The following is a 24,007-nucleotide window of genomic DNA, read 5'->3' as shown; positions in this document are numbered from 1 at the left end:
TCCCGCCCTTCGGGCACCCTCTCCCAGAGGGAGAGGGTCATCAGGAAGCCGCATTCGCGGCTTGCTTTTAATGGCGCTTGCGGTTGCTGATCATGGTGCCGTTGCCGGTATCGGTGAAGATCTCCAGCAGAACGGCATTCGGTACCCGGCCATCGATGATGTGCGCGCTGGTGACGCCACCCTGCACCGACTCCAGGGCGCATTTGATCTTCGGCAGCATGCCGCCGTAGATGGTGCCGTCGGCGATCAGTTCGTTGACCTGCTCGGTGGTCAGGCCGGTGAGCACGTCGCCCTGCTTGTTCATCAGCCCGGCGATGTTGGTCAGCAGCATCAGTTTCTCGGCCTTCAAGGCTTCGGCCACCTTGCCTGCCACCAGGTCGGCATTGATATTGTAGGACTCGCCATCCGGGCCGACGCCGATGGGCGCGATGACCGGGATGAAGTCGCCCTTGACCAGCATGTTCAGCAGCTCGGTATTGACCCCGGTGACCTCGCCGACATGGCCGATGTCGATGATTTCCGGCTGGGTCATTTCCGGCGTCTGGCGGCTGACCTTGAGCTTCTTCGCGCGGATCAGGCCTGCATCCTTGCCGGTCAGGCCGATGGCGCTGCCACCGTGCTGGTTGATCAGGTTGACGATGCTCTTGTTGACCTGGCCGCCGAGCACCATTTCCACCACGTCCATGGTGGCGGTGTCGGTGACGCGCATGCCATCGATGAAGTGGCTTTCGATGGACAGTCGTTTGAGCAGGTCGCCGATCTGCGGGCCGCCACCGTGTACCACCACCGGGTTGATGCCCACCGCTTTCATCAGCACGATGTCGCGGGCGAAGCCCTGCTTGAGTTCCTCGCTCTCCATGGCGTTGCCGCCGTACTTGATCACCAGGGTCTTGCCGACGAAGCGGCGGATATAGGGCAGGGCTTCGGACAGTACCTTGGCAACCTGGGCGGCGGCGTCACGCTCGAGGGTCATGCAGGGGCTCCTGAGTCAGGTCGATCAAAAGGGGAGTTGCAGGTCGGGGGCGACCTTGAGCAACTGGGCGCGGAACACATCCTGGATGCGCTCCAGCTCTTGCTGGGTATCGGCCTCGAAGCGCAGCACCAGCACTGGCGTGGTGTTGGAAGCGCGGATCAGGCCCCAGCCCTTGGGATAGTCGACGCGCACACCGTCGATGCTGGTGAGGTTGGCTTCGCCCCATTGGCCTTCACGCTGCAGGCGTTCGATCATGCCGAACTTGGTCTGCTCGGTGACCTTGATGTTGATTTCCGGCGTGGAAATGTCGCTGGGGAAGGCGCTGAACACCTGCTCGGCGTCGCGTTTTTCCTGGCTGAGGATTTCCAGCAGGCGCGCGGCACTGTAGATACCGTCGTCGAAACCGTACCAGCGTTCCTTGAAGAAAATGTGGCCGCTCATTTCCCCGGCCAGCAGGGCGCCGGTTTCCTTCATCTTCTTCTTGATCAGCGAGTGGCCGGTCTTCCACATCACCGGGCGACCGCCATAACCGCTGATCAGCGGGGTCAGGCGACGGGTGCATTTGACGTCGAAGATGATGTCGGCACCGGGGTTGCGCGAGACCACGTCCTTGGCGAACAGCATCAGCAGGCGATCCGGGTAGACGATGTTGCCGGTGTTGGTCACCACGCCGACACGATCGCCGTCGCCGTCGAAGGCCAGGCCCAGGTCGGCCTTCTCTGCCTTGACCCGGGCGATCAGGTCGACCAGGTTCTCCGGTTTGCCCGGATCTGGATGGTGGTTGGGGAAGGTGCCGTCGACATCGCAGTACAGCGGGGTCACGCTGCAGCCCAGCGCCTCGATCAGTTGTGGTGCGATCACCCCGGCGGCGCCATTGCCGCAGTCCACCACCACCTTGAGCGGCTTGGCCAGGGCGATGTCGTCGCGGATGGTCTTGAAGTAACGCGGCAGCACGTCGACCTGCTGCACGCTGCCGACGCCGCTGGCCAGGTCGTTGTCGTCGAGACGCTGCTTGAGCGCCTGGATCTGTTCGTTGGCCAGGGTGTCGCCGGCGATGATGATCTTGAAGCCGTTGTAGTCCGGCGGGTTGTGGCTGCCGGTGAGCATCACCGCCGAGCGGCCTTCCAGCACGTTGGCGGCGAAGTACACCACCGGGGTGGGCACCATGCCAATGTCGGTGACTTCGCAGCCGCAATCGAGCAGGCCCTGTACCAGTTGCTGCAGCAGCTCGGGGCCGGAGAGGCGGCCGTCGCGGCCGACGATGACCTTGGGCTCACCCTGGGCCAGGCTCTGAGAACCGATGGCGCGACCGATCCAGTAGGCGTATTCGGCGGTCAGGGTGTCACCCACCACGCCACGGATGTCGTAGGCGCGGAAGATGTCGGCGGGAAGTTTCGGGGCGCTTTGGCTAGTGGTCATTGCGGTGCTCTGCTCCAATCCCAGGAGATCCTGGTCTTCATCGAGAATGTCGATATCGAGGATATCGGTGTCCTGAAACAGCGGGTCGACCAGCTCGGCGGGCCTGAAGGCGGGCTGAGTGGCGGTGGCCGCCGGTGCTGCTTTTGCGGGGGCGCTGCCGGCGGCGCTTTCACTGCTGCGGCGTGGCAGACGGGCCAGGCTCTGGGCCAGACCGTCGAGTGCCGGCAGGCTCAGGCTGAAGGCTTTGACGTTTTTGCCCGCAGAGAGTTCTTCGAGCATTTGCCTGAGCTGGCTTGCATCGTTGTCGAGGCGTCGCAACAGGCTGCCGCGCAGCAGAATCAGGCCGATCAGCGCGCCGCCCAGGGCCAGCAGCGCCGCGAGGCCGAGCATCAGCGGCGGCACGCCACCTTGGGCCAGTGCCGGCCCAGGGCTGAACAGCAGTTGCCAATTCGGATTGCCAGTGGCGAAGGTCTGGACGCTGTCCGCTTCGGCCTGGCCACGTTGTAGCAGGAGCTGGGTGGGGGCGTTGGCGAACTGCTGCTGCAGGCGCACCTGGCCCAGCTCGGCCGGCAATTGCGGCAGGCTATCGAGCAGGCGGGCCAGGTCCACCACCAGCAGCAGCGTACCTTGTGCCGGCTGGCCTTCGCCCTGGCCGAGGGCCACGGCGCTGTAGGCCAGCCAGCGCTGACCGACACGGTAGGCCTCGACTGCTGGGCGCTGGCCGTTTTCCGCGCGGCGCAGCATGTCCAGGCCGGCGAAGTTCATCGGTGCGGCGCGGTTGTTGTCCTGTACCGCCTCACCGCGGCGGTTGAGGTGGGCGTCGACGACGCCGGCCCAGTATCCCAGGCGCTGTTCGGCCTGGCGGATCTGCGCACTGTCGCCGCTCTGCAGGGCCTGCAACAGCTCCGGGTTGCGTGCGGCGGCGAGGGTGTCGGCCTGCAGTTGCTTGAGCGCCTGCTGCACGGCGCTGGCCTGGCTGCTGCCGATGGCTTGCAGCAGTTCGCTCTGGCGTGCCTGAGTCTCGCTGTTCTGTACCAGCCAGAGCAGGGCACCGCCAGCGCCGATGCCCAGCAATGTGGCCAGCAAGCCCGGCAGCAGTGCGCCCAGCGCGGGGCTGCCAGACGTTTTACCGGCCTTGGGCGGCGCGGAGTTGACGGCGGTGGCGGCTTCCTTGGCGTTACGCTTGAAGAGTTTCACGCGTTGGGCTCCTCGGCGAGTCGTTGTCGATGACGGCGATCAGTGGCTGCCGGAATGGCCGAAGCCGCCAGCGCCACGCTGGGTCTGGTCGAATTCCTCGACCAGCTCGAAACGTGCTTGTACCACCGGCACCAGCACCAATTGTGCGATGCGCTCGCCAATGGCGATGCGGAAACTGTCCTGACCCCGGTTCCAGCACGACACCATCAGCTCGCCCTGGTAGTCCGAGTCGATCAGCCCGACCAGGTTGCCGAGGACGATGCCGTGTTTGTGGCCCAGGCCCGAGCGCGGCAGGATCAGTGCGGCCAGGTCGGGGTCGGCGACGAAGATCGACAGGCCGGTGGGGATCAGTACGGTCTGCCCCGGCTCGAGGACGATCTCCTCCTTGAGCATGGCGCGCAGGTCGAGGCCAGCGGAGCCTGGCGTGGCGTACTGCGGCAGGGGAAATTCCTGGCCGAGGCGGGGGTCGAGGATCTTGGCTTGCAGAGCGTGCATGGTCAGTTCTTGTTCAGTCGGTCGGCGATGAGGGTGATCAACTGGCGGGCGATCTTGCCCTTGCTGGTCTGGGCGAAGCTGGTTTGCTGCAGCTCACGGTCGATCACGGTGATGGCGTTCTCTTCACTGTTGAAGCCTATGCTGGGGTTGGCCACATCGTTGGCGACGATCAGGTCGAGATTCTTGTCGCGCAATTTGCGCGAGGCGTACTCCAGCAGGTTTTCGGTCTCGGCGGCGAAGCCCACGCTGAACGGGCGATCCTCGCGGCCGGCGATGGTGGCGAGGATATCCGGGTTGCGCACCATTTGCAGGAGCATGCCCTCGCCGCTGCTGGGGTCTTTCTTCAATTTGTGCTGGGCGACCACTTCCGGGCGGTAGTCGGCCACGGCGGCGGCGGCGATCAGCACGTCGCAGGGCATCGCCGCTTCGCAGGCGGCGAGCATGTCGCGGGCGCTGATCACGTCGATGCGGCTGACCCGGTCCGGCGTCGGTAGGTGTACCGGGCCGCTGACCAGGGTGACCTTGGCACCGGCTTCGGCAGCGGCCTCGGCCAGGGCGAAACCCATCTTGCCGGAGCTGTGGTTGGTGATGTAGCGCACCGGGTCGATGTTTTCCTGGGTCGGCCCGGCGGTGATCAGGATGTGCAGGCCGTCGAGGGCCTGGCGCTGGAAGCAGTCGGCGGCCAGGCTGGCCAGGTCGGTGGGTTCGAGCATGCGCCCGAGGCCGACATCGCCACAGGCCTGGCTGCCGGAGGCCGGGCCGAACAGGCGCATGCCGCGCTGCTGCAGCAACTCCAGATTGGCCTGGGTGGCGGCGTCGCGCCACATGGCCTGGTTCATCGCCGGGGCCAGGGCGATGGGCGCATCGGTGGCCAGCACCAGAGTGGTCAGCAGGTCGTTGGCGATGCCCTGGGCCAGGCGCGCGATCAGGTCGGCGGTGGCCGGGGCAATGAGAATCAGGTCGGCCCAGCGGGCCAGCTCGATATGGCCCATCGCCGCTTCGGCGGCCGGGTCGAGCAGATCGAGATGAACGGGGTGGCCGGAGAGGGCCTGCAGGGTCAGCGGGGTGATGAATTCACGGCCGCCCTGGGTCATTACCACACGCACTTCGGCGCCTTGATCCTTGAGCCGGCGAACCAGTTCAGCGCTCTTGTAGGCGGCGATACCGCCCCCTACGCCGACGATGATGCGTTTGCGATACAGCCGCTGCATAGGCCTGCCTTGTCTGGACGGATGAATGTGCGCCATGCGGCCAACGCCTCCCCAGGCCGACCGCAGGCAAAAAAGATGGGCTACGATAGCACAGCGCCCGCAGTGGAACAGCGGGCGCCTGACTCGACAGGGAGGTGTATGAGAATGAGCATTCGCAATTGGCCTGCGGCAGAGCGCCCGCGGGAAAAACTGCTGGCCCAGGGCGCGGCGGCGCTGACCGATGCCGAGCTGCTGGCGATCTTTCTGCGTACCGGCGTGGCCGGCTGTAGCGCGGTGGAGCTGGCGCGGCGCCTGCTTGCCGAGTTCGGCAGCCTGCGCGCCTTGCTCGAGGCCGAGCTACCCGACTTCAGCCAGCATCTGGGGCTGGGCCCGGCCAAGTACGCGCAATTGCAGGCGGTGCTGGAAATGGCCAGGCGTCATCTGGCCGAGCGCCTGCGTCGTGACTCTGCGCTGGAAAGCCCGCAGGCGGTGCGTGATTACCTCAAGGCACAACTGCGCCATGAGCCGCATGAGGTGTTCGCCTGCCTGTTCCTCGACTCCAAGCACCGGGTACTGGCCTTCGAGGTGCTGTTTCGCGGCAGCATCGACAGCGCCAGCGTGTATCCCAGGCAGGTGGTCAAGCGTGCCCTGGCCAACAATGCCGCGGCGTTGATCCTCACCCACAACCACCCCTCTGGCGTCTGCGAGCCGAGCCAGGCCGATCGCGTACTGACCCAGCGCCTCAAGGATGCCCTGGCGCTGGTGGACGTGCGTGTGCTTGACCATTTCATCGTCGGCGATGGCGAGCCGCTGTCCATGGCCGAGCTGGGCTGGATGTAGGGCGGCGCTCCTACAGCGCGTAGGGTGGGCTTTAGCCCATCATGATGACGGCTTACGGCGCCATTTGTAGCGAGGCAAAATCCTGCCGGCCGAACGGGCTGACCTGGTAGCCCTGAACCTTGGCACTGAGCAGGGCGAACGCCGTCGGATGTGCCAGCGGCAGCCATAGCGCCTGCTCCTGGATGATCTTCTGCGCCTGGTGGTAGAGGCGGCTGCGCTCGGCCTGGTCGCTGCTGCTCTTGCCTTCGGCGATCAACGTGTCCAGCGTTTCATTGCAGTAACGGGCGAAGTTCAACCCGGATTGCACCGAGGCACAGGCGAATTGCGGGGTGAGGAAGTTGTCCGGGTCGCCGTTGTCGCCGGCCCAGCCCATGAACAGCAGGTCATGCTCGCCGGCCTTGGCCCGGCGGATCAGCTCGCCCCATTCGATCACGCGGATTTCGGCGTCGATGCCCACCTGGGCCAGGTCGGCCTGCAGCAGTTGTGCGCCGAGATTGGGGTTGGGGTTGAGCAGGCTGCCGCTGGGGCGTGTCCAGATGGTGGTCTTGAAGCCATCTTGCAGGCCTGCTTCGGCCAGCAGGGCGCGGGCCTTGTCCGGGTCATGGGGGTAGCCGGGCAGCTCGCTGGCGTAGCTCCAGGTATTGGGCGGGTAGGGACCATTGGCCGGCTCGGCGCTGCCCTCGAACACGGCCTTGACGTAGCTGGCCTTGTCGAACGCCAGGTTGATGGCCTGGCGTACCTGCGGCTTGTCCAGTGGTGGATGCTGGCTGTTGAGGGCGACGAAGGCGGTCATGAAGGCGGCGGTCTGCGCGCTTTTCAGCCTGGTGTCGTCGGCAATGGCCTGTACGTCCTGCGGTTTCGGTGACAGGGCGATCTGGCACTCGCCACGGCGCAGTTTCTGCAGGCGCACGTTGCTGTCCGGGGTGATGGCGAAGACCACCTTGTCCATGGCCGGTTTGCCGCCGAAGTAGTCGGGGTTGGCGCGGTAGCGCACCACGGCGTCTTTCTGGAAGCGCTCGAAGACGAACGGGCCGCTGCCGATGGGGGCGCTGTTGAGCTTCTCCGGGGTGCCGGCTGCGAGCAGCTTGTCGGCATATTCGGCTGGGTAGATGGAGGCGAAGCCCATGCTCAGGGTGGCGAGGAAGGTGGCATCGCGACGGTTCAGGGTGATGCGTACGCTGTGTGCATCCGGCGCCTCGATCTTGGCGATCAGGCTTGGCCACTGCATCGACTGGGCATGCGGGTAGCCGCTGGCGGCGACCTCGTGCCAGGGGTGCTGCGGATCGAGCATGCGCTGGAAGCTGAACAGCACGTCCTGGGCGTTCAGGTTGCGGCTGGGGGTGAAGTCGGCGCTGTGGTGGAATTGCACGTCGTCGCGCAACTGGAAGTCATAGACCAGGCCGTCGTCCGAGACCGACCAGCTCCGCGCCAGGCTCGGCAGCAATTTGCCCTGCTCGGCGTCGAACTCCACCAGGCGGTTCATCAGCATGTCGGCCGAGGCGTTGGTGGTGGTCAGCGAGTTGTACTGCACCACGTCGAAACCATCCGGGCTGGCTTCCGTGCAGACGGCGAGGGTGGCGGCCTGGCTCAGCAGGGGCGCGCAGAACAGCGTGGCGAGTAACAGGCGCATGGTCGACTCCTCATTGGTTCCCGGTGATGACGGCATGCATGAACCCTAGTCGATTTGCTCGGTGCTGAATACCGTTTGCAGGCGACGAGCGGTCATTGGCGAGCGAAGCCTCATGCCTACGGCGCTTGGCCGCTCGAGGCTGCGTTTTATCCTGCGTTTTTCCTTGTTGCGCCCAAGGCTTTCTGGTATAAAGCAGCGCTCTTTTCTAGGGGCCCGGTTCTTGCGCTATCCAGTGCGCCCGGTAAGACCCTCGAGAAACGCGGCGCCGAGCGCCAATGACATTGAGTTTAAGCGGCCAACCCATGCCGGGTTGGGCATGTGGTTTTAGAGGGCTGAGGCATGTCGAGAGTCTGTCAAGTTACCGGTAAGGGTCCGGTAACCGGGAATAACATTTCCCACGCGAACAACAAAACCCGTCGTCGTTTCCTGCCGAACCTGCAGCATCATCGCTTCTGGGTCGAGTCGGAGAAGCGCTTCGTGCGTCTGCGCGTATCTGCCAAGGGCATGCGTGTCATCGACAAGCGTGGCATCGACGTAGTGCTGGCTGAGCTGCGCGCTCGCGGCGAAAAGGTTTAAGGAGAGAGTCATGCGTGAACTGATCCGTTTGGTGTCCAGCGCCGGTACCGGCCACTTCTACACCACCGACAAGAACAAGCGCACTACTCCCGACAAGATCGAGATCAAGAAGTACGATCCTGTCGTGCGTAAGCACGTGATCTACAAGGAAGCCAAGATCAAGTAATTGATTGCCGCTTGCCGCGAAGAAACCCGCCGTCACCGGCGGGTTTTTTATGCCTGGGATTTACTGCAACGGTTCAGGCGTGATCGGCCAACTGCGCCAGCGGCTGCGGGCGGCCGACGTGGTAGCCCTGGGCATAGTCGACGCCAAGTTGGCGCAGGCACTCCAGGCTCTGCTGCGTTTCGACGAACTCGGCCACCGTCTGCAGGCCGAGTTGCGTGGCGATCTGCTGCATCGAGCCGACCATGGCCTGGTTGATCGGATCCGTTTCGATGCCACGGATGAAGCTGCCGTCGATCTTGAGAATATCCAGCGGTAGTTGGCGCAGGTAGGCATAGGACGCGAAGCCGCTGCCGAAGTCGTCCAGCGCCACCTTGAGGCCCTGGCGGCGCAGTTCCTCGATCCACTTGGTCGATACCGCCAGTTCACCCAGGGCCACCATCTCGGTGATCTCGATGCACAGCTTGGCGGCCGGCAGTGCGTGTAGTTGCAGGGTGTCGTGCAGCAGGGCGTGAAAGCTCGGGTCGAGCAGCGAGTCGGCGCTGATATTGAGGTTGACCTGCTCCAGCGCCTGCAGGTGCCGTGGATTGGCGGCCAGCCAGGTGCACAGGTGGCGAACCACCCAACGGTCGATGGCGCCGAGAAAGCCGTAGCGCGCCGCCGCATCGAGAAACTGTGCGGGGCTGATCCACTCGCCGCTGTGTGGATCGCGATAGCGCAGCAGCACTTCGTAGTGCAGACCGCTGCGCGCCTGCTGCAGGGGCTGCACGGGCTGGAAGAACAGCTCGAAGTGATCCTCTTCGGTGGCTTCGCGCAGGCGAGTGATCCACTGCAACTGACGTTGATGCTCGAGCAACGCGCCATCGGCGGGGTTGAAGGCATGCACACGGTTGCGCCCCTGATGTTTGGCCAGTTGCATGGCATTGCTGGCCCAGCTCAGTGCGGTTTCCCAGTCGCGTGCGCCGGAGTCGAGAGTCAGCAGGCCGATGCTGGCATTGAGGCGAAAGGGTCGGCCCTGCCAGGTGAAGACGAACTGCTCGATGCTCTGGCGCAGCGTCTGTGCCTGGCCAGTGGCCGCGTCATCGTCCGCAGCGTGCAGGAGAATGGCGAACTCGTCGCCGCCTATGCGCGCCAGCGCGCTGTCTTTGGGCAGGGTATGACCCAGTTGGTAAGCCACCTGGCGTAGCAACTGATCGCCGGCCAGATGGCCGCACAGGTCGTTGACCTGCTTGAAGCGATCCAGGCCCAGGTACAGCAGATGACTGAAGCGCATCGGGCCTGGGCCGCTCAGGGTCTGCGAGAGCAGGCGTTCCAGCTCGCGCCGATTGTGCAGGCCGGTCAGTGCGTCGTGGCTGGCTTGATGCTGCAGGCGCTCTTCCAGTGCACGGCGCTCGTTGAGGTCGACCACTATGCCTTCCATGCAGGCCTGCCCCGGTTGTCGGTGCAGCGAGAGATAGACCCAGTGTGCGTGACCCTGCTGGTCGTGGATCTGGCACTCGCGGCTGACCGTGCCGCCGGCTTCGTCCAGCCCCGTCAGCAGTTCGTTCCAGGTGGTCTCGCCGAGCAGCCGTTGTAGCGTGCTGCCCTGTACACCATCGCCCAGCAGGCGTATCAGGCTGGGGTTGGCCTCGACGAGCTGACCGTCACGGCGGCAGCGGAAAATGCCTTCGCCACTGTGGCGAAACAGGGCGTGGTACTGCTCGAGGTTGTCGATGGCCTGGGCCTGGGTGTGCGTGAGGATGCGGCGCATGCGTTCCAGTTGCTTGTCGAGCAGGGCACCGAACATCAGCATGCTGAGCACCGGCATTGCCGCATTGAGGTTGTGCAGACCCGCCGGCCAGGCGGCTAACCCGGCACGGCTCAAGGGCAGCAGGAGCATCAGCAACAGGGCCCCGCTCCAGCACAGCAGGTAGCCCAAGGCGTAGGCCCTGCGTAGGCGCAAAGCCAGCAGCAAGAGCAGCAGTTGGTAGGCGCCGGTCAGCAGGATCAGCAGATTGAGCACGCTGTAGGTCTGTGGGTGATCGCTCAGGTAGCCGCCGACGCACACCAAGGCGATGGCCGCGAAGAGGGGCTCGCGCAGCCAGCGCAGGCGCTGTATTGGCAGTTGCAGGGCACAGGCCAGAAACAGTGAGCTGAAGATCAGCATGCCGGCCGTGGATAGGTTGATCAGCAGGCGCCACAGTTCTGCCGGCGCATCCATCGCCAGGCCGGCGATGCCGTACAGATTGGCGTTATAGACGGCTGCGCAGAGGGCGGTGAGGCTGAAATAGGCCTGCGCGGTTTCGCGCAGGGTACTGAAGCGGATCAGGTAGAACAGCGCCAGGCTGAACAGGGCACCCACCAGCAAACCGCTGCGCAGCCAGCTCCGTGCGATCAGCGGCTTGCTGTGAGAGTCGCCGATCAGTTGTAGCGGCAGGTGGATCGAGGAATGACTGCTGACGCGCAGCAGCAGGGTGTAGGTGCCCTGGGCCTGGACAGGCGGCAGTGCCAGCATGAACTGTGGATAGGGCTCGCCACGGGCGGCGAACGGCATGCGATTGCCACTGTGCATCTGGCCGAGGTCATGTTCGCCATCGAACAGCCAGACATCCAGGTGGTCGAGAAAGGGGGTAGCGACGATCAGGTGCAACGGCTCGGCGCTGGGCACGCGCAGGCGCAGTGCCTGCCACCAGGTGCTGCTGGAGTAGCCGATCCGGGCGCTGCCGAGCACCGGTGTACCGCGCTCGCTCAGAGCTTGCAGGGCTTGATTTGCACCGAGCCGTGCCGACGGGTCTTCCAGCAGCAGGCTGTGCTCGATGTTCACCGGCCTGGCCAGATCGGCCGCGCTGAGCTCCAGCAGCGGCAGCGCGCTGTCTGCCCAGGCCGGCAAGACACTGACCAGGCAGAGCAGCAATATCAGTGAGTGAAGCGGTCGAAGCATCCTTGGCGCCTCATGGCTACTACGAGGGCGCCGAAGTCCGATGGATGGGGTTGGAGCCGAGGGGCGACCGGGCGCAGATGAATTCTAGCCGACTACCGATGCTTCGATTGCGCGGCGGGTCTCATCCCTTGGGATCACGTGACACATGAGTGGGCTCGATCACGCCGCCTGTGCGCGCTCCTCTGCTGCCTGCCTTGAGCGGCTCCAGCGATTGGCACGGGCAAAGGTGCCGAAGTCGTTGAAGCGCACACCCATCTCGCGCATCACCCCGTGGGCGAAGGGGACGGTTAGCTGACGAATGTAGAAAGGCTCCTTGACCACGAAGTGGTGGATCGCATGGCTGCTGCCGAAGTTGAAGCAGAAGGCCTGCAGCGGCCACAGCCACCAGGGGTTGAGCACCTGGGTCTGCTGGATCACGTTGCCTGGCTCCACATCACCGTAGTAGTGCATGTTGGAGCTGACGAAGTGCAGGCAGAAGGTGCGCAGCACATTGGGCCCGACCAGCACCACCACGGCGATGTTCACCCCATCCATCAGACTCAGCGTAGTGGCCGACCAGGCGATGGGGGCGCCGAGCGCGGCGCTGGCCCAGTCCAGCAGGTGGAAGCCGAGAAACAGGTACCAGGTTGCCCAGTTGAGCAGTCCCAGCGGCGCATAGACTTTCAGCGTGCGGCTGAGTATCAGTCGGCGGTGTTGCGGGTTCTTCGCCCGTAGCCAGCGAATGAAGGAACTCATCATGTTGTCACCAACCATTAGCAGGCGGGCGATGCCCCAGGGCTCGCCGTTGGTGATGGCGCGCTCCTCCATGTCGGCTTCGCTGCCGGACACCTTGTGGTGGTTCAGGTGCAGGTGGCGGCGTACCCAGGGGTTGATGGTGCTCGGTCGCGCCAGCCAGACCAGCGCCAGCATCAGGTTATGCGGCAGCGGTCGCTTGCGAAAATACATCGAGTGAATAAGGTCGTGCTCCAGCTCGTGGGTCAGCGAAGCGAAGAAGGCGTTGAGCAGCAGGCAGGCCCACCAGGCCAGATGGCCTGCGATATAAAGCGCTGCCGAGCCGAGCATGCCGCACAGGGCGAAGGCCAGGATGCCGGCGCCGAGCGCGTCCTGATGCTGCAGGATCGGGTAACGCTGGCGCAGGGCGTTACCGTGGGCCATCACCTGTTCGCGGATATAAGCGGCGCGTTGCTGATCATTAAGGCTTGCGGGAGAAGGGGACATACCGACATCCTCTCGTTATTGGGCTGTGACTTCAGAGCACCTGCAGAAACCTGGGCGATGGCGCTGCAGGGAGTTGCCGAAGGTGCCTTTCACTGTGCCGTGACGCGCGTCGCAGCGCTCGGCCCTGCACGCCAACCTGCCTACCGGATACGCCAATCTGCATGAACGCCGAACCCTCCACCCTGGCTAGCTGGACCCGCGCCCTGCGCAAGCAGCTCGATGCCCTCGGGCTCGACAGCGTTGCTCTGTGCCGCGAGGCGGGGCTCGACCCGGCGTTGCTCGACGACCCCAACGCGCGCTGCCCGCTGTCGCTGACCACGCGCCTGTGGCAACTGGCGGTGGCCGCCAGCGGTGACCCGGCGCTGGGCCTGAAAACCTCGCAGTACGTCAGCCCGACCACCTTCCATGCCCTCGGCTATGCGCTGATCGCCAGCAGCAGCCTGCGCGAAATGTTCGAGCGCATCGTGCGTTATCACCGGGTGGTCAGCGATGCGCTGCAACTGGAGTTGCGCGAAGTGGACGATGCCTACGAATTCAGTTTTCGTGTTCCGCCGGGCAGCCCGGCACCGGCGCCCGAAGCGCTGGACGCCTTCGCCGCGATCTACGTGCGCAGTTGTCGCAACCGCCTGAATCGCGAGTTCTCACCGTTGCTGGTACAGCTACAACGCCCCCGGCCGGCCGACCCAGCGCCCTGGCAGGCGGTGTTCCGCGCGCCGCTGCAGTTCGACGCCGAGCAGAGCCTGCTGCGCTTTGCGCGCACGGCGTTCGAACAACGGCTGGACGACGGCAATCCGGAGCTGGCCGCGCACAACGAAACCGTGCTCAGGCGCAGCCTGGAGCAATTACAGGCGGCCAGTTACAGCGAGCGGGTGCGCAGTTGCCTGGAGGCGCAGTTGCCCGATGGTGAGCCATCCGCCGAGCGCATTGCCCAGGCACTGCACCTGAGTTTGCGCAGCCTGCAGCGCCACCTGGCCGAGGAGGGCAGCAGTTACGAGGTACTGCTCGGCGAGACGCGTCACGCTCTGGCGCTGCGGCATATGCGCGACCCACGCTATTCGATCAGTGAAGTTGCCTACCTGCTTGGCTTCAGCGACAGCAGCAGCTTCGGTCGCGCCTTCAAGCGCTGGACCGGGCAGACGCCGAGCCAGTACCGCGATGGCTGTAACAGCCCATGACCGCGTACGACCTGATCCTGGCTGGGGGCGGACACGCTCATCTTGGCGTACTGCGCCGCTGGGCGCTGGTGGAGCGCCCGAAAGGTCGCATTGCCTTGCTCAGCCCTGGTCCGCATGCCTGGTATGCCGGCATGCTGTCCGGGTTGCTCGGTGGCCGCTTCAGCGCGGCGCACTGCCGGGTGGAGCTGCAGCCGCTATGTCGTGCCGCCAAGGTCGATCTGATCCAGGGCGAAATCGCCTCGCTGGATGCCGCCGCGCGGATCCTTCAGCTCGGCGACGGGCGCCGCCTGCAAGGAGAGTGGCTGTCGCTCGACGTCGGTGCCGGAATGGCCATTCCACCACAGCAGGGCGATGCCATGCAGGTGTTGGCCGTCAGGCCCATAGACAGGCTCCTCGATGGCTGGCAGCAGTGGCAGGCCGAGCCTCGGCGCCTGGCCATTCTCGGGGGCGGTGTGCAAGGCGTGGAGCTGGCCCTGGTACTGGCCGACAAGGTGCCGGCGCTGGCCTTGTTCTGCGCTGGCCAGTTGCTCGATGGGCAGTCACTGGGGCTGCGCATGCGCGCCTTGGGCCATTTGCGCCTGCGTGGCGTGCAGGTACGAGAACACTGCCCGATCGGGCGTATCGACGATGACTGGCTGCTCAGTGGCGACGAGCCGGTCTGGCGTGGTCGGCGCCTGCTCGTCGCCGGCGGCGCCCAGCCCTTGGCCTGGCTGCGCGAGACGGGTCTGGCCTGTGATCAGGAAGGCTTCGTGGCCATCCGCGAAAGCCTGCAAAGCCAGTCGCACGCGCAGATTTTCGCCGTGGGCGAGTGTGCCACCCTGCTCGACGTGCCACGCAGCCTGAGCCACTCCTCACGCCAGGGGCGGGTGCTGGCGGTCAACCTGCAGGCTGCGTTGCAGGGCCGACCGCTGCGCCTGTATCGAGTACCGCGTCAAGGCTTGACGCTGATGGCCAGCGGCGACGGTGGGGCACTGCTGGACTGGCGTGGCTGGAGCGCCGATGGTCAGTTCTACGGACGCTGCAAGGATTGGCTGGACGAACGCTTCATGCGCCGCCATCACCTGGCTGGTTAGGGTCTGTTGCCGTTTCGCGCACGGCTCGCGTCGAAACGGCAATAGACCCTAGGTAGCGTTGTTCTTGCGTACAGGCTAGGCTGCGACCAAAGTGTCATGGCGGTCATGTTGGCTGAGTGGTCGAATCAAGAATTACTTGGCTGGTGATCACGCGAAGGTCGCTGTCGGTCAATCTGCCGAGCCCTTGAGCCGTTCAGGCTGGCGAGATGATCAAGGAGGTCGTCCAATGCAAGCGTCCGCTCCTCGTGCTGCCATGCGCGCCAGAACAAGAATTTCGAGGTCGGTCATGCAAGCTGCTTTTGTCCGTTCCCCTGTCGCCTGTCTGCTGCATGCTCTGGGCCTGGCTGCCCTGATGCTGCTCTATCTGCGCATGCAGCTACCGGCATACGTCAGCATTCCGTCCTTGTTGATCCTGGCGCTGTGGCCCTGGCTTGGGCCCTGGCAGCGCCGTGACGACCCTGACAGCACGGCCAGGCCGCCTACCTCGGCTGCGGCCAGCGATTTCACCGAGATCAGTCGTGGGCTTTCCCGCCATACTTGTCACAACGCCCTGTCCGCGGCGCGCGTGGCCCACGCGGTGCAGCAACTGGCAGGGCGCCTGCAATCGCAACTGGCGGCGGTAGAGCAGGTCAGTCAGGCGGCCGCCGCCATCACCACCACCGAGCAGGACAGTGCCGAACGCTCTGCCACCACTCTGGCCGCCGCCGAGCGGGTGCGCAGCGCCAGCAGCAGTGGGCAGGACGAGTTGAGCCAGGCCATCGCGCGCATGCGTCAGCTCAGCGAGCAGACTCACGCCAGCCGTGAACTGATCGATGGCCTGGGTAGTCGTACCGAGCAGATCGAACAGGTCACCCAGGTGATCCAGTCCATCGCCAGCCAGACCAACCTGCTGGCGCTCAATGCCGCCATCGAGGCGGCCCGCGCCGGCGAGATGGGTCGTGGTTTCGCCGTGGTGGCCGATGAGGTGCGCAACCTGGCGGCGCGCACCGCCAGCGCCACCGAAGAGGTCAGCCAGATGGTCGCCGATATCCGTCAGCAGAGCGAAGCGGTGGTCAGCCATATCCAGCGCCAGAGCGGCGAGCTGGAGCAGGCGGCGGTGCAGATCGAGCAGGCCGGTCAGCACCTGCACGGCATTGCCGATCAGGCCGGGCAAGTGGAGCAGCAGGTGGCGCAGATCAGCGCCGGCACCGCGGACAATCATCAGCGCCTGGCCAGCCTCTCGGCTGCCGCCTTGCAACTGCACGATGACGTGCAGGGCAGCGAGGGCCAGACACGGCAGTTGGCGCTGGCTGCCGAGCAGCTCGTGGGCCTCGCCGAGACGGTCAGCGAGCAGCTCGCCGAGGTGGGGCTTGACGATTATCACCAGCGCATCTACGACCTGGCCCGCGAAGGTGCCGCCGCCATCGGCGCACGCTTCGAGGCCGATATCGAGGCGGGTCGCATCACCCTCGACGATCTGTTCGACCGGCAGTATCAGCCGATTGCCGGCACCCAGCCGCAGAAATACCGCACCCGCTTCGACCAGTATGCCGACCAGGTGCTGCCAGCGCTGCAGGAACCGTTACTGAGTCGTCACGATGGCCTGGTGTTCGCCATCGCCACCACGCCAGAAGGCTACGTGCCGACCCACAACCAGGCATTCAACCAGCCGCCGAGCGGTGACCCGGCGGTGGATGCCGTGCGTAGCCGTGGCAAGCGCCTGTTCAACGACCGGACCGGCATTCGCTGTGGCAGCCATCAGCAGGCGCTGCTGTTGCAGACCTACATGCGCGATACCGGGGAGCTGATGCACGACCTGTCGGTGCCGATCTGGGTGCGTGGCCGGCATTGGGGTGGTTTGCGCCTGGGCTATAAGCCCGAGCCATGAGCGCCGCGTGGCGTCAGTTGTGACACCGGACTGGCAAGTTTGTGTGTGGCTTGTTGGTTATTCGGTGCTTGTTCCGGCTTGCCGCGTTTTTGTTGATGTTTTTGGTTTCGCCCTCCCGGGCGAGTCACTTTGCGGGCAAAGTAACCAAAACCTCCGCCCTTTCATCCGGCCCTGGCTGCGCCAGGGTTCGCTCACTCCATCGCCGCTCCAGAGGCCCGCCGCGGTGGGCCATCCCTGGCCCATCGCGGCTCTCGCGACATCCATGTCGCTCGACCTCTTCCACGACGACTCCGTTCGCCCTCCTGGGCGGGCTCTGCACGCGCCTGAACCTGCGGTAACCCAGAAGTAGCACGGAGTGGTTGCACATGAGGTCAGCCTTAGGGCTGACCTGAATGCCGGCTGCAAGCCGGCAAGCTGTTCACGCATGAAACTGCGCGAATGAAACTATTGGTTTAATTCAACCGCCACATCGCGACTTCACAGCCGCCAGAGCACGCAGGACTAGCCTGGCACACCTGTTCGTTCAGGCGCGCGAATGCCCCCCTCAGGAGGCCGAACGTAGGCATTGCGCAGGGGGCGAGTGGCATGGATGCCGCGAGATACCGATGGCGGCCCCGCGTAATGGGCCAGGGATGGCCCATGTACGCCGACCCCGGAGCGATGCCGGAGTGAGGGGAGTCGAGCGAAGCATGACGGGGACGCCTAGTTCCGGATGGCGGGGGTGCGTTTCTTTTGCTTACTTTTCTTTGCGCTGGGCGGCATTCCGATTTCAAAGAAAAGTGAGTCGCCCGAGGGGGCGAAACCTGGAATTTCTGAAAACACCCAATGCGGCGTCCGGAACACCAAACCAGGACAACAAGACCACACACAAACTTGCCAGTCCGGTGCCAACCAAGCCTTCTCCCCAAGGGGGCAAAACAGGTTGGAGCGCCGCCCGCTCGTGCTGCTCATTCACGGCTCGTGAAGTCGAGCGCGACGCTCCTGTTTTTGCGGCGCCGCCATCGGTCTCGTATGGCTCCAGCTCGCGAGATCGTGAACAGGCTCCGACTGCCTCAGTCGATAAAGCGTACCTGGCCGCCTTCCAGCGAGGCCACGCGGGCCAGCGACTCGACCCGGTAACCCTCGCTTTCCAGCAAGGCGCGGCCCTCCTGGAAGGACTTCTCGATGACGATGCCGATACCGGCGACCTGCGCCCCGGCCTGCTGGATCAGGTCGATCAGCGCCTTGGCAGCGTGGCCGTTGGCGAGGAAGTCGTCGATCACCAGTACCTTGTCGGCGGCCGTCAGGTGGCGGGAGGAGATGGCGATGGTGCTCTCGGTCTGCTTGGTGAAGGAGAACACCTTGGAGATCAGCAGGTCGTCCTTGAGGGTCAGCGACTGGAACTTGCGCGCGAAGATCACCGGGATGCCCAGCTCCAGGCCGGCCATCACCGCCGGGGCGATCCCAGAAGCCTCGATGGTGACGATCTTGCTGATGCCCTGTCCGGCGAAGCGCTGGGCGAATTCGTGGCCGATCTGCTGCATCAGCGCCGGGTCGATCTGGTGGTTGAGAAAGGCATCGACCTTCAGTACCTGCTCGGACAGGACAATGCCTTCGTCGCGAATTTTCTGTTTCAGCGCTTGCACGCGGGATTCCTCTCAAGATGAACGTAGCCCGGATGCAATCCGGGACGGTTTCCCCGGATTGCATCCGGGCTACGGTGTCGCTTGTTGTGTATCTACCGTCCCTGGCGGCCGCCCTTCGGGCCATCGCTGCGCGATGTTAAAAATGACTCCCGGTCATTTTTTACGGCCCGCCATCCCTGGCGGCCGCCCTTCGGGCCGTCGCTGCGCGACGTTAAAAATAGCTCCCGGCTATTTTTTCAGCATGGCGCGCATGTTGGCCAGGGCGTCGTTGCCGCGGGCGGTCTTGACCTCCACCGGTGCTTCCTCCAGGCCCTCCCAGCGCAGATCCTCCTGCGGCAGTTCGTCGAGGAAGCGACTCGGCGAGCAGTCGATCACCTCGCCGTACTGCTTGCGCTTGGCGGCATAGGTCAGCGCCAGGTTACGCTTGGCGCGGGTGATGCCCACGTAGGCCAGGCGCCTTTCTTCCTCGATGGTGTCGGCTTCGATGCTGGACCGGTGGGGGAGAATCTCCTCCTCGAAACCGATGATGTACACCGAGGGGAATTCCAGACCCTTGGAGGCGTGCATGGTCATCATCTGCACGCCCTCGGCGCCTTCTTCCTCCTCCTGCTGGCGTTCGAGCATGTCGCGCAGCACCAGCTTGCCGATGGCGTCCTCGATGGTCATGTCGCCATCCTCGTCGCGTTCCAGGGTGCTTTTCAACGCATCGACGAGGAACCAGACATTACCCATGCGCGCGTCGGCCACCTTGTCGCTGGAGGCGTTCTGGCGCAGCCAGTTCTCGTAGTCGATGTCCATGACCATGCTGCGGATGGCGGCGATCGGGTCGTTCTGCGCGCACTCCTGGCGCACCCGATCCATCCAGCGGGTGAAACGCTGCAGGCGCTCGGTGAAGCGCGCGTCGAGGTGCTCGCCGAGGCCGATTTCGCCGGCGGCGGCGTACATGCTGATCTTGCGCTCGTTGGCGTAGTTGCCGAGCTTTTCCAGGGTGGCGGAGCCGATCTCGCGGCGCGGCACGTTGATCACCCGTAGGAAGGCGTTGTCGTCGTCCGGGTTGACCAACAGGCGGAAGTAGCTCATCAGGTCCTTCACCTCCTGGCGGGCGAAGAAGCTGGTGCCGCCAGAGAGGCGATAGGGAATCTGGTGGTGCTGCAGCTTCAGCTCCATCAGCTTGGCCTGGTAGTTGCCGCGATAGAGGATGGCGAAGTCGCTGTAGGGGCGCTGGGTGCGCAGGTGCTCGGTGAGGATCTCCAGGGCCACGCGCTCGCACTCGGCGTCTTCGTTGCGGGTGCGGATCACGCGGATCTCGTCGCCATGGCCCATCTCCGACCAGAGTTGCTTCTCGAACACGTGCGGGTTGTTGGCAATCAGCACGTTGGCGCACTTGAGGATGCGGCTGGTGGAGCGGTAGTTCTGCTCCAGCATCACCACCTTCAAGGACGGATAGTCCTCCTTGAGCAGCATCAGGTTTTCCGGGCGTGCGCCGCGCCAGGCATAGATCGACTGGTCATCGTCGCCGACCACGGTGAACTGGTTGCGCATGCCCACCAGCAGCTTCACCAGCAGGTACTGGCTGGCGTTGGTGTCCTGGTATTCGTCCACCAACAGGTAGCGGATGCGGTTTTGCCACTTTTCCAGGATGTCGGCATGCTCCTGGAACAGCTTGACCGGCAGCAGGATCAGGTCGTTGAAGTCCACCGCGTTGTACGCCTTGAGCGTGCGCTGGTAGTGCAGGTAGACGATGGCGGCGGTCTGCTCCTTGGGATTGCGCGCCTTGGCCAGGGCTTCGTCGGGCAGGATCAGGTCGTTCTTCCAGCTGTCGATGAGGTTCTTCACCTCGTCGGCACCATCATCGCCGGAATATTCCTTCTGCATGATGTCGCTGAGCAGCGCCTTGATGTCGCCGTCGTCGAAGATCGAGAAGCCGGGCTTGTAGCCCAGGCGCGCATATTCCTTGCGGATGATGTTCATGCCCAGGTTGTGGAAGGTGGACACGGTCAGGCCGCGCGCCTCGCTGCCCTTGAGCAGGGTGCCGACGCGCTCCTTCATCTCGCGCGCGGCCTTGTTGGTGAAGGTCATGGCGACGATGTGCTGGGCGCGGATACCGCAGTTCTGCACCAGGTGGGCGATCTTGCGCGTGATCACGCTGGTCTTGCCGGAACCCGCGCCGGCCAGCACCAGAAGGGGGCCGCCGACGTAGTTCACGGCTTCTTGCTGCCGGGGATTGAGTCGGGACATGGGATCACTTGCCGGTAAAAGGAAGCCGCGCATTCTAACAGGCCCAGGGAGATCTGCCGTGCCCTTCGCCACTTGGGGGCGCCATGCAACAGGGTTGTCATGGATTGTTTGTTTCATGGCGAGGGAACAGAGTACTTGCCGGTTTTTTGGCTATAGCTCAGGATGTGCTCCACCTTTTACACGGATGTCCTTGATTAGACGTCGGTTACGACGCGGCCAGGCGAGCAGGGTTCGCCGTCATACTTGTGTTTTGGGGGGAGTTTGCTTGTCCATGCTCATCGAACCCGTACGCCTGGTGCTGTTGGCGCAGGCAGCCGACTGGGCCGAATTGCTGCGCGCCCAACTGCGCGTGCTGGGCAGCCCGTCACCCTTGATCACGGCGCCTTCGTGGGAGGTGGCCCGTCACCTCTGCGATGACTCGGCGGTCAGCCTGCTGCTGGCGACGCCGGAGCTATTGCCCGACCCCAATCTCTGTTCGCTGCCGGTGATTCTTCTGCTCGAGCAGGAACCGGCACAGGAGCCCGTCGGCGTCAGCGATTGGTTGGTACGCGGCAGCCTGAATCCCGAAGTGTTCAGGCGCTGCCTGCGTTACGCACACGAGCAGGGCACTCTCAAGCAGACCCTGCAACGCCTGACCGAACAGGATCCACTGACCGGTATCGCCAATCGTCAGGGCTTGCAGACGCTGCTCGTGGCCCATCTGAGCGAGCACGGGGGCCGTGGCTGGGTGCTCGGTCATCTCGATCTGGACAACTTCCGCCACGCCAACGACGCCCTCGGCTATCAGGGCGGTGATCGCCTGATCGTGCAGGTGGTGACGCGCCTCAAGGAGCTGCTGCAGCCCGGTGACCACCTGGCGCGTCTGGGCAGCGACGAATTCGCCCTGCTGCTGGACATGCGTCGCGACCCGCAGCGGCTCGAAGGCTTGGCCGAACGTATCACCGAGGCGCTGGCCGAGCCCTACTGGGTCGATGGCGAGAGCCTGCTGATCGGTTGCAGCCTGGGATTCGCCCATGCGCGGGCCGGCGAGGGCGTCGACCCGCTGTTATGGCGGGCGCACACCGCCATGCAGCAGGCCAAGGGCCAATCTGGCTGCGCCTTCCGTGTCTATGACGAACGCTTCAGCCGTAGCGCGCGCAACCTGGTCGAACTGGAAAGCGAGCTGCGTCGGGCCTTGCGTCGTGACGAGCTGGAGCTGCACTACCAGCCACGGCTGTGCCTGGAGAGCGGGCGCATCGTCGGGGTGGAGGCGCTGGTGCGCTGGCGCCATGCCGAGCGAGGCTTGCTGCCGCCCAGCGAGTTCGTGCCCCTGGCCGAGGAGACCGGGCTGATCGTGCCGCTCGGCTACTGGGTGATCTCCCGCGCCTTGCGCGACATGCAATGGCTGCGCGGGCGTGGCCTGCCGCCCTTGCACATGGCGGTCAACCTGTCGTTCAGCCAGTTCCAGGACAGCCAGCTTCTGGCCACCCTGAGCCGCCTGATCGAGGTACGTGGGGTGGACGCGCAATGGCTCGAGTTCGAGCTGACCGAAACCGCCGTGATGCGCCGTAGCGATCAGGTGCTGGAGACCATGTCGGCACTCGGGCGGTTTGGCGTGCGCTTCTCCCTGGACGACTTCGGCACCGGCTTTTCCTCCTTCGTGCATCTCAACAGTCTGCCCATCGCCCTGCTGAAGATCGACAAGAGCTTCGTCGCTGGCATGAGCGAACGCGCCGAGAACCGGCAACTGGTGCGTGCCATGATCAACCTGGCCCACAGCCTCAACCTGGAAGTGGTCGCCGAAGGCGTGGAGAACACCGAGCAATTGCAGCTACTGCGCCAGTTCGGCTGTGGTCAGGTACAGGGCTATCTGATCAGCAAGCCCGTGCCGCTGGCCGATCTGGCCCGTTTCCTGGTATTCGGCATGCGCCAGCTACGCCTGCCCGACACCCCCGTCCTGGTGTAGACGGGCGCTGCCGAACGGCTCTGGGCTGTCGCGAAACAGGCGCGCGCTCTTGTACTCGAAGCCCAGCAGCAGGCCACTGGCGGTGACCGCCAGGCCGGCTGCCAGGCCCCACCAGACGCCCTGGGCGCCCCAGCCCAGAGTGAATGCCAGCAGCCAGGCCAGCGGCGCGCCGACGCCCCAGTAACCGGCCAGGCCGATCAGCAGGGTGGTACGGCCATCGTTGAGGCCGCGGATCGCCCCCATGGCGATGCTCTGCAGGCCGTCGAACAGCTCGAACCAGGCGGCAATCGCCAGCAGCGTCACGGCCAGACCGATGATCTCGGCGAAGGCCGGGTCATCGCGGTCGAGAAACAGGCCGATGATCCACTCCGGCAGCAGCCAGAAGGCCAGGGCAAACAGCAGCATCAGCGTTGCACCCAGGCCCATGCCCAGCCGCCCGCTCAGGCGTGACAGACCCGGCCGCCCGGCGCCGTGATGCAGGCCGACGCGGTAGGTCACGGCATAGGACAGCCCCTGCGGCACGATGAAGGCCAGCGCTACCGTCTGCATGGCGATCTGGTGCGCGGCCAGTTGCACGCTGCCCAGCGCTCCCATGCACAGCGTGGCGAAGGTGAACAGGCCTTGCTCGGCCGCATAGGTGCCGCCGATGGGCAGCCCCAGGCGCAGCAGCGCCTGCAGCTCGCTGCGTTGCGGTCGGGCCAGAGCCGCGCGCAGTGCGTAGTGCCGGTACAGGGGCGCACGCAGGATGTGCAATGCCAACGCCAGGGCCATGCCGCTGCTGACCAGTGCGGTGGTCATGCCGATGCCGCTCAGGCCCAGGCTGGGCAAGCCGAACCAACCCTGGATCAGTGCGTAGTTGATGGCGAAGTTGGCCAGCGTGCCGGCGATGCTGATGGCCATGACCGGGCCGGGATGGCCAATGGCGCTGGTGAAGCCACGCAAGGTCAGGAAGCACAGGTAGCCGGGCAAGGCCAGCGACAGCGGATGCAGGAACGCCATGGCCTGCTCGGCAGCGCCGGCATTCTGGCCCAGATGCGGCAGCAGAGGGCCAAGGCCGTTGAGGCACAGTGCGCTGCCGATGGCCAGCGCCAGGGCCAGCCACAGACCGTTCTGCAGCAGGCGCGTGACGCCCGCGCTATCGCCCGCCCCATGACGGATGGCCACCAGGCTGCCGACGGCGGCGATCACCCCGCTGCAGAAGATCGAAAAGATGAAATAGCAGGTGGCGCCCAGCGCGCCGCCGGCCAGTTGCTGCGGGCCGAGCATCGCCATCATCAGCGTGTCGGTGAAGATCATCAGCGCGTGCGCCAGTTGCGCGGAAATCAGCGGGCCGGCCAGGCGCAGCAGCGCCCGCGCCTCATGCCCAAGAGGGTTTCTCATGATGAGTAAAACTTCGGCAATATAGACAGCTCCAGGCTCATCATTGAGCTGGGAGATGGCTATTCTCGGGTCTCGATTCGGCC

The 24,007-nt window shown here is 64.8% G+C and carries 17 protein-coding genes; 7 read left to right on the top strand and 10 right to left on the bottom strand.

The window, feature by feature from the left end:
• Window positions 1-67: 67 nt before the first annotated feature.
• The 4 genes from argB to coaBC form a co-directional block, all read right to left on the bottom strand.
• Window positions 68-973: an acetylglutamate kinase gene (gene argB / locus PVE35_RS24255; RefSeq protein ID WP_268179752.1), complete on the bottom strand. Its 906-nt coding sequence runs from the start codon at window positions 971-973 to the stop codon at window positions 68-70.
• Window positions 974-997: 24 nt separating this feature from the next.
• Window positions 998-2,392 carry a phosphomannomutase/phosphoglucomutase gene (gene algC / locus PVE35_RS24250; protein WP_268184417.1) on the bottom strand — a complete coding sequence of 465 codons (1,395 nt, stop codon included), beginning with the start codon at window positions 2,390-2,392 and terminating at the stop codon, window positions 998-1,000.
• 1,236 nt (window positions 2,393-3,628) lie between these two features.
• Window positions 3,629-4,084, bottom strand: coding sequence for a dUTP diphosphatase (dut, locus tag PVE35_RS24245; RefSeq protein ID WP_277373238.1), 456 nt, complete (start codon window positions 4,082-4,084; stop codon window positions 3,629-3,631).
• Window positions 4,085-4,086: 2 nt separating this feature from the next.
• The gene (gene coaBC / locus PVE35_RS24240; RefSeq protein ID WP_277373237.1) at window positions 4,087-5,295 is read right to left on the bottom strand and encodes a bifunctional phosphopantothenoylcysteine decarboxylase/phosphopantothenate--cysteine ligase CoaBC; all 1,209 of its coding nucleotides are present in this window, start codon (window positions 5,293-5,295) and stop codon (window positions 4,087-4,089) included.
• Between the two features lie 144 nt (window positions 5,296-5,439).
• On the opposite strand from coaBC, the gene radC reads away from it, so the two are divergent.
• Window positions 5,440-6,114: a DNA repair protein RadC gene (gene radC, locus PVE35_RS24235; RefSeq protein ID WP_268179747.1), complete on the top strand. Its 675-nt coding sequence runs from the start codon at window positions 5,440-5,442 to the stop codon at window positions 6,112-6,114.
• Window positions 6,115-6,166: 52 nt separating this feature from the next.
• On the opposite strand, the gene PVE35_RS24230 is transcribed toward radC, so the two are convergent.
• Window positions 6,167-7,744, bottom strand: coding sequence for an ABC transporter substrate-binding protein (locus PVE35_RS24230; protein ID WP_277373236.1), 1,578 nt, complete (start codon window positions 7,742-7,744; stop codon window positions 6,167-6,169).
• Between the two features lie 339 nt (window positions 7,745-8,083).
• Between PVE35_RS24230 and rpmB the strand changes: the two genes are divergently transcribed.
• Window positions 8,084-8,320, top strand: a complete 237-nt coding sequence (gene rpmB / locus PVE35_RS24225; RefSeq protein WP_003242523.1) for a 50S ribosomal protein L28 — start codon at window positions 8,084-8,086, stop codon at window positions 8,318-8,320.
• 10 nt (window positions 8,321-8,330) lie between these two features.
• Window positions 8,331-8,486, top strand: coding sequence for a 50S ribosomal protein L33 (gene rpmG / locus PVE35_RS24220; RefSeq protein ID WP_012703270.1), 156 nt, complete (start codon window positions 8,331-8,333; stop codon window positions 8,484-8,486).
• A gap of 73 nt (window positions 8,487-8,559) precedes the next feature.
• Here rpmG and PVE35_RS24215 read toward each other — a convergent pair whose 3' ends face one another.
• On the bottom strand, window positions 8,560-11,403 hold the full coding sequence (locus PVE35_RS24215; protein ID WP_277373235.1) for an EAL domain-containing protein: 2,844 nt from the start codon (window positions 11,401-11,403) through the stop codon (window positions 8,560-8,562).
• Window positions 11,404-11,562: 159 nt separating this feature from the next.
• Window positions 11,563-12,621: a fatty acid desaturase gene (locus PVE35_RS24210; protein ID WP_277373234.1), complete on the bottom strand. Its 1,059-nt coding sequence runs from the start codon at window positions 12,619-12,621 to the stop codon at window positions 11,563-11,565.
• A gap of 161 nt (window positions 12,622-12,782) precedes the next feature.
• Between PVE35_RS24210 and PVE35_RS24205 the strand changes: the two genes are divergently transcribed.
• The 3 genes from PVE35_RS24205 (at window position 12,783) to PVE35_RS24195 (ending at window position 16,736) form a co-directional block, all read left to right on the top strand.
• Window positions 12,783-13,796 carry an AraC family transcriptional regulator gene (locus tag PVE35_RS24205; RefSeq protein WP_268179739.1) on the top strand — a complete coding sequence of 338 codons (1,014 nt, stop codon included), beginning with the start codon at window positions 12,783-12,785 and terminating at the stop codon, window positions 13,794-13,796.
• Window positions 13,793-14,869 carry an FAD-dependent oxidoreductase gene (locus PVE35_RS24200; RefSeq protein WP_268179737.1) on the top strand — a complete coding sequence of 359 codons (1,077 nt, stop codon included), beginning with the start codon at window positions 13,793-13,795 and terminating at the stop codon, window positions 14,867-14,869. Before PVE35_RS24205 ends, PVE35_RS24200 begins: the two co-directional genes overlap by 4 nt.
• A gap of 286 nt (window positions 14,870-15,155) precedes the next feature.
• Complete coding sequence (locus tag PVE35_RS24195) at window positions 15,156-16,736, top strand: methyl-accepting chemotaxis protein (RefSeq protein ID WP_268179735.1); 1,581 nt, start codon at window positions 15,156-15,158, stop codon at window positions 16,734-16,736.
• Window positions 16,737-17,788: 1,052 nt separating this feature from the next.
• On the opposite strand, the gene PVE35_RS24190 is transcribed toward PVE35_RS24195, so the two are convergent.
• Together PVE35_RS24190 and rep are read right to left on the bottom strand one after the other, a co-directional pair.
• Window positions 17,789-18,361: a xanthine phosphoribosyltransferase gene (locus PVE35_RS24190; protein ID WP_268179734.1), complete on the bottom strand. Its 573-nt coding sequence runs from the start codon at window positions 18,359-18,361 to the stop codon at window positions 17,789-17,791.
• 228 nt (window positions 18,362-18,589) lie between these two features.
• Window positions 18,590-20,599 carry a DNA helicase Rep gene (gene rep / locus PVE35_RS24185; RefSeq protein ID WP_277373233.1) on the bottom strand — a complete coding sequence of 670 codons (2,010 nt, stop codon included), beginning with the start codon at window positions 20,597-20,599 and terminating at the stop codon, window positions 18,590-18,592.
• Window positions 20,600-20,864: 265 nt separating this feature from the next.
• Between rep and PVE35_RS24180 the strand changes: the two genes are divergently transcribed.
• Window positions 20,865-22,544 (top strand): bifunctional diguanylate cyclase/phosphodiesterase, encoded by a 1,680-nt coding sequence (locus PVE35_RS24180; RefSeq protein ID WP_268179730.1) that lies wholly within the window; start codon window positions 20,865-20,867, stop codon window positions 22,542-22,544.
• Here PVE35_RS24180 and PVE35_RS24175 read toward each other — a convergent pair.
• Window positions 22,512-23,924, bottom strand: coding sequence for a NorM family multidrug efflux MATE transporter (locus PVE35_RS24175; protein ID WP_277373231.1), 1,413 nt, complete (start codon window positions 23,922-23,924; stop codon window positions 22,512-22,514). The two genes, PVE35_RS24180 and PVE35_RS24175, sit on opposite strands and share 33 nt — an antisense overlap.
• Window positions 23,925-24,007 lie beyond the last annotated feature (83 nt).

The organism is Pseudomonas sp. AA-38, assembly GCF_029457475.1.
In the GTDB taxonomy this organism is placed as follows: domain Bacteria; phylum Pseudomonadota; class Gammaproteobacteria; order Pseudomonadales; family Pseudomonadaceae; genus Aquipseudomonas.
The sequence above is the reverse complement of the archived record's forward strand: the minus strand, read 5'-3'. Positions and strand labels throughout refer to the sequence as shown.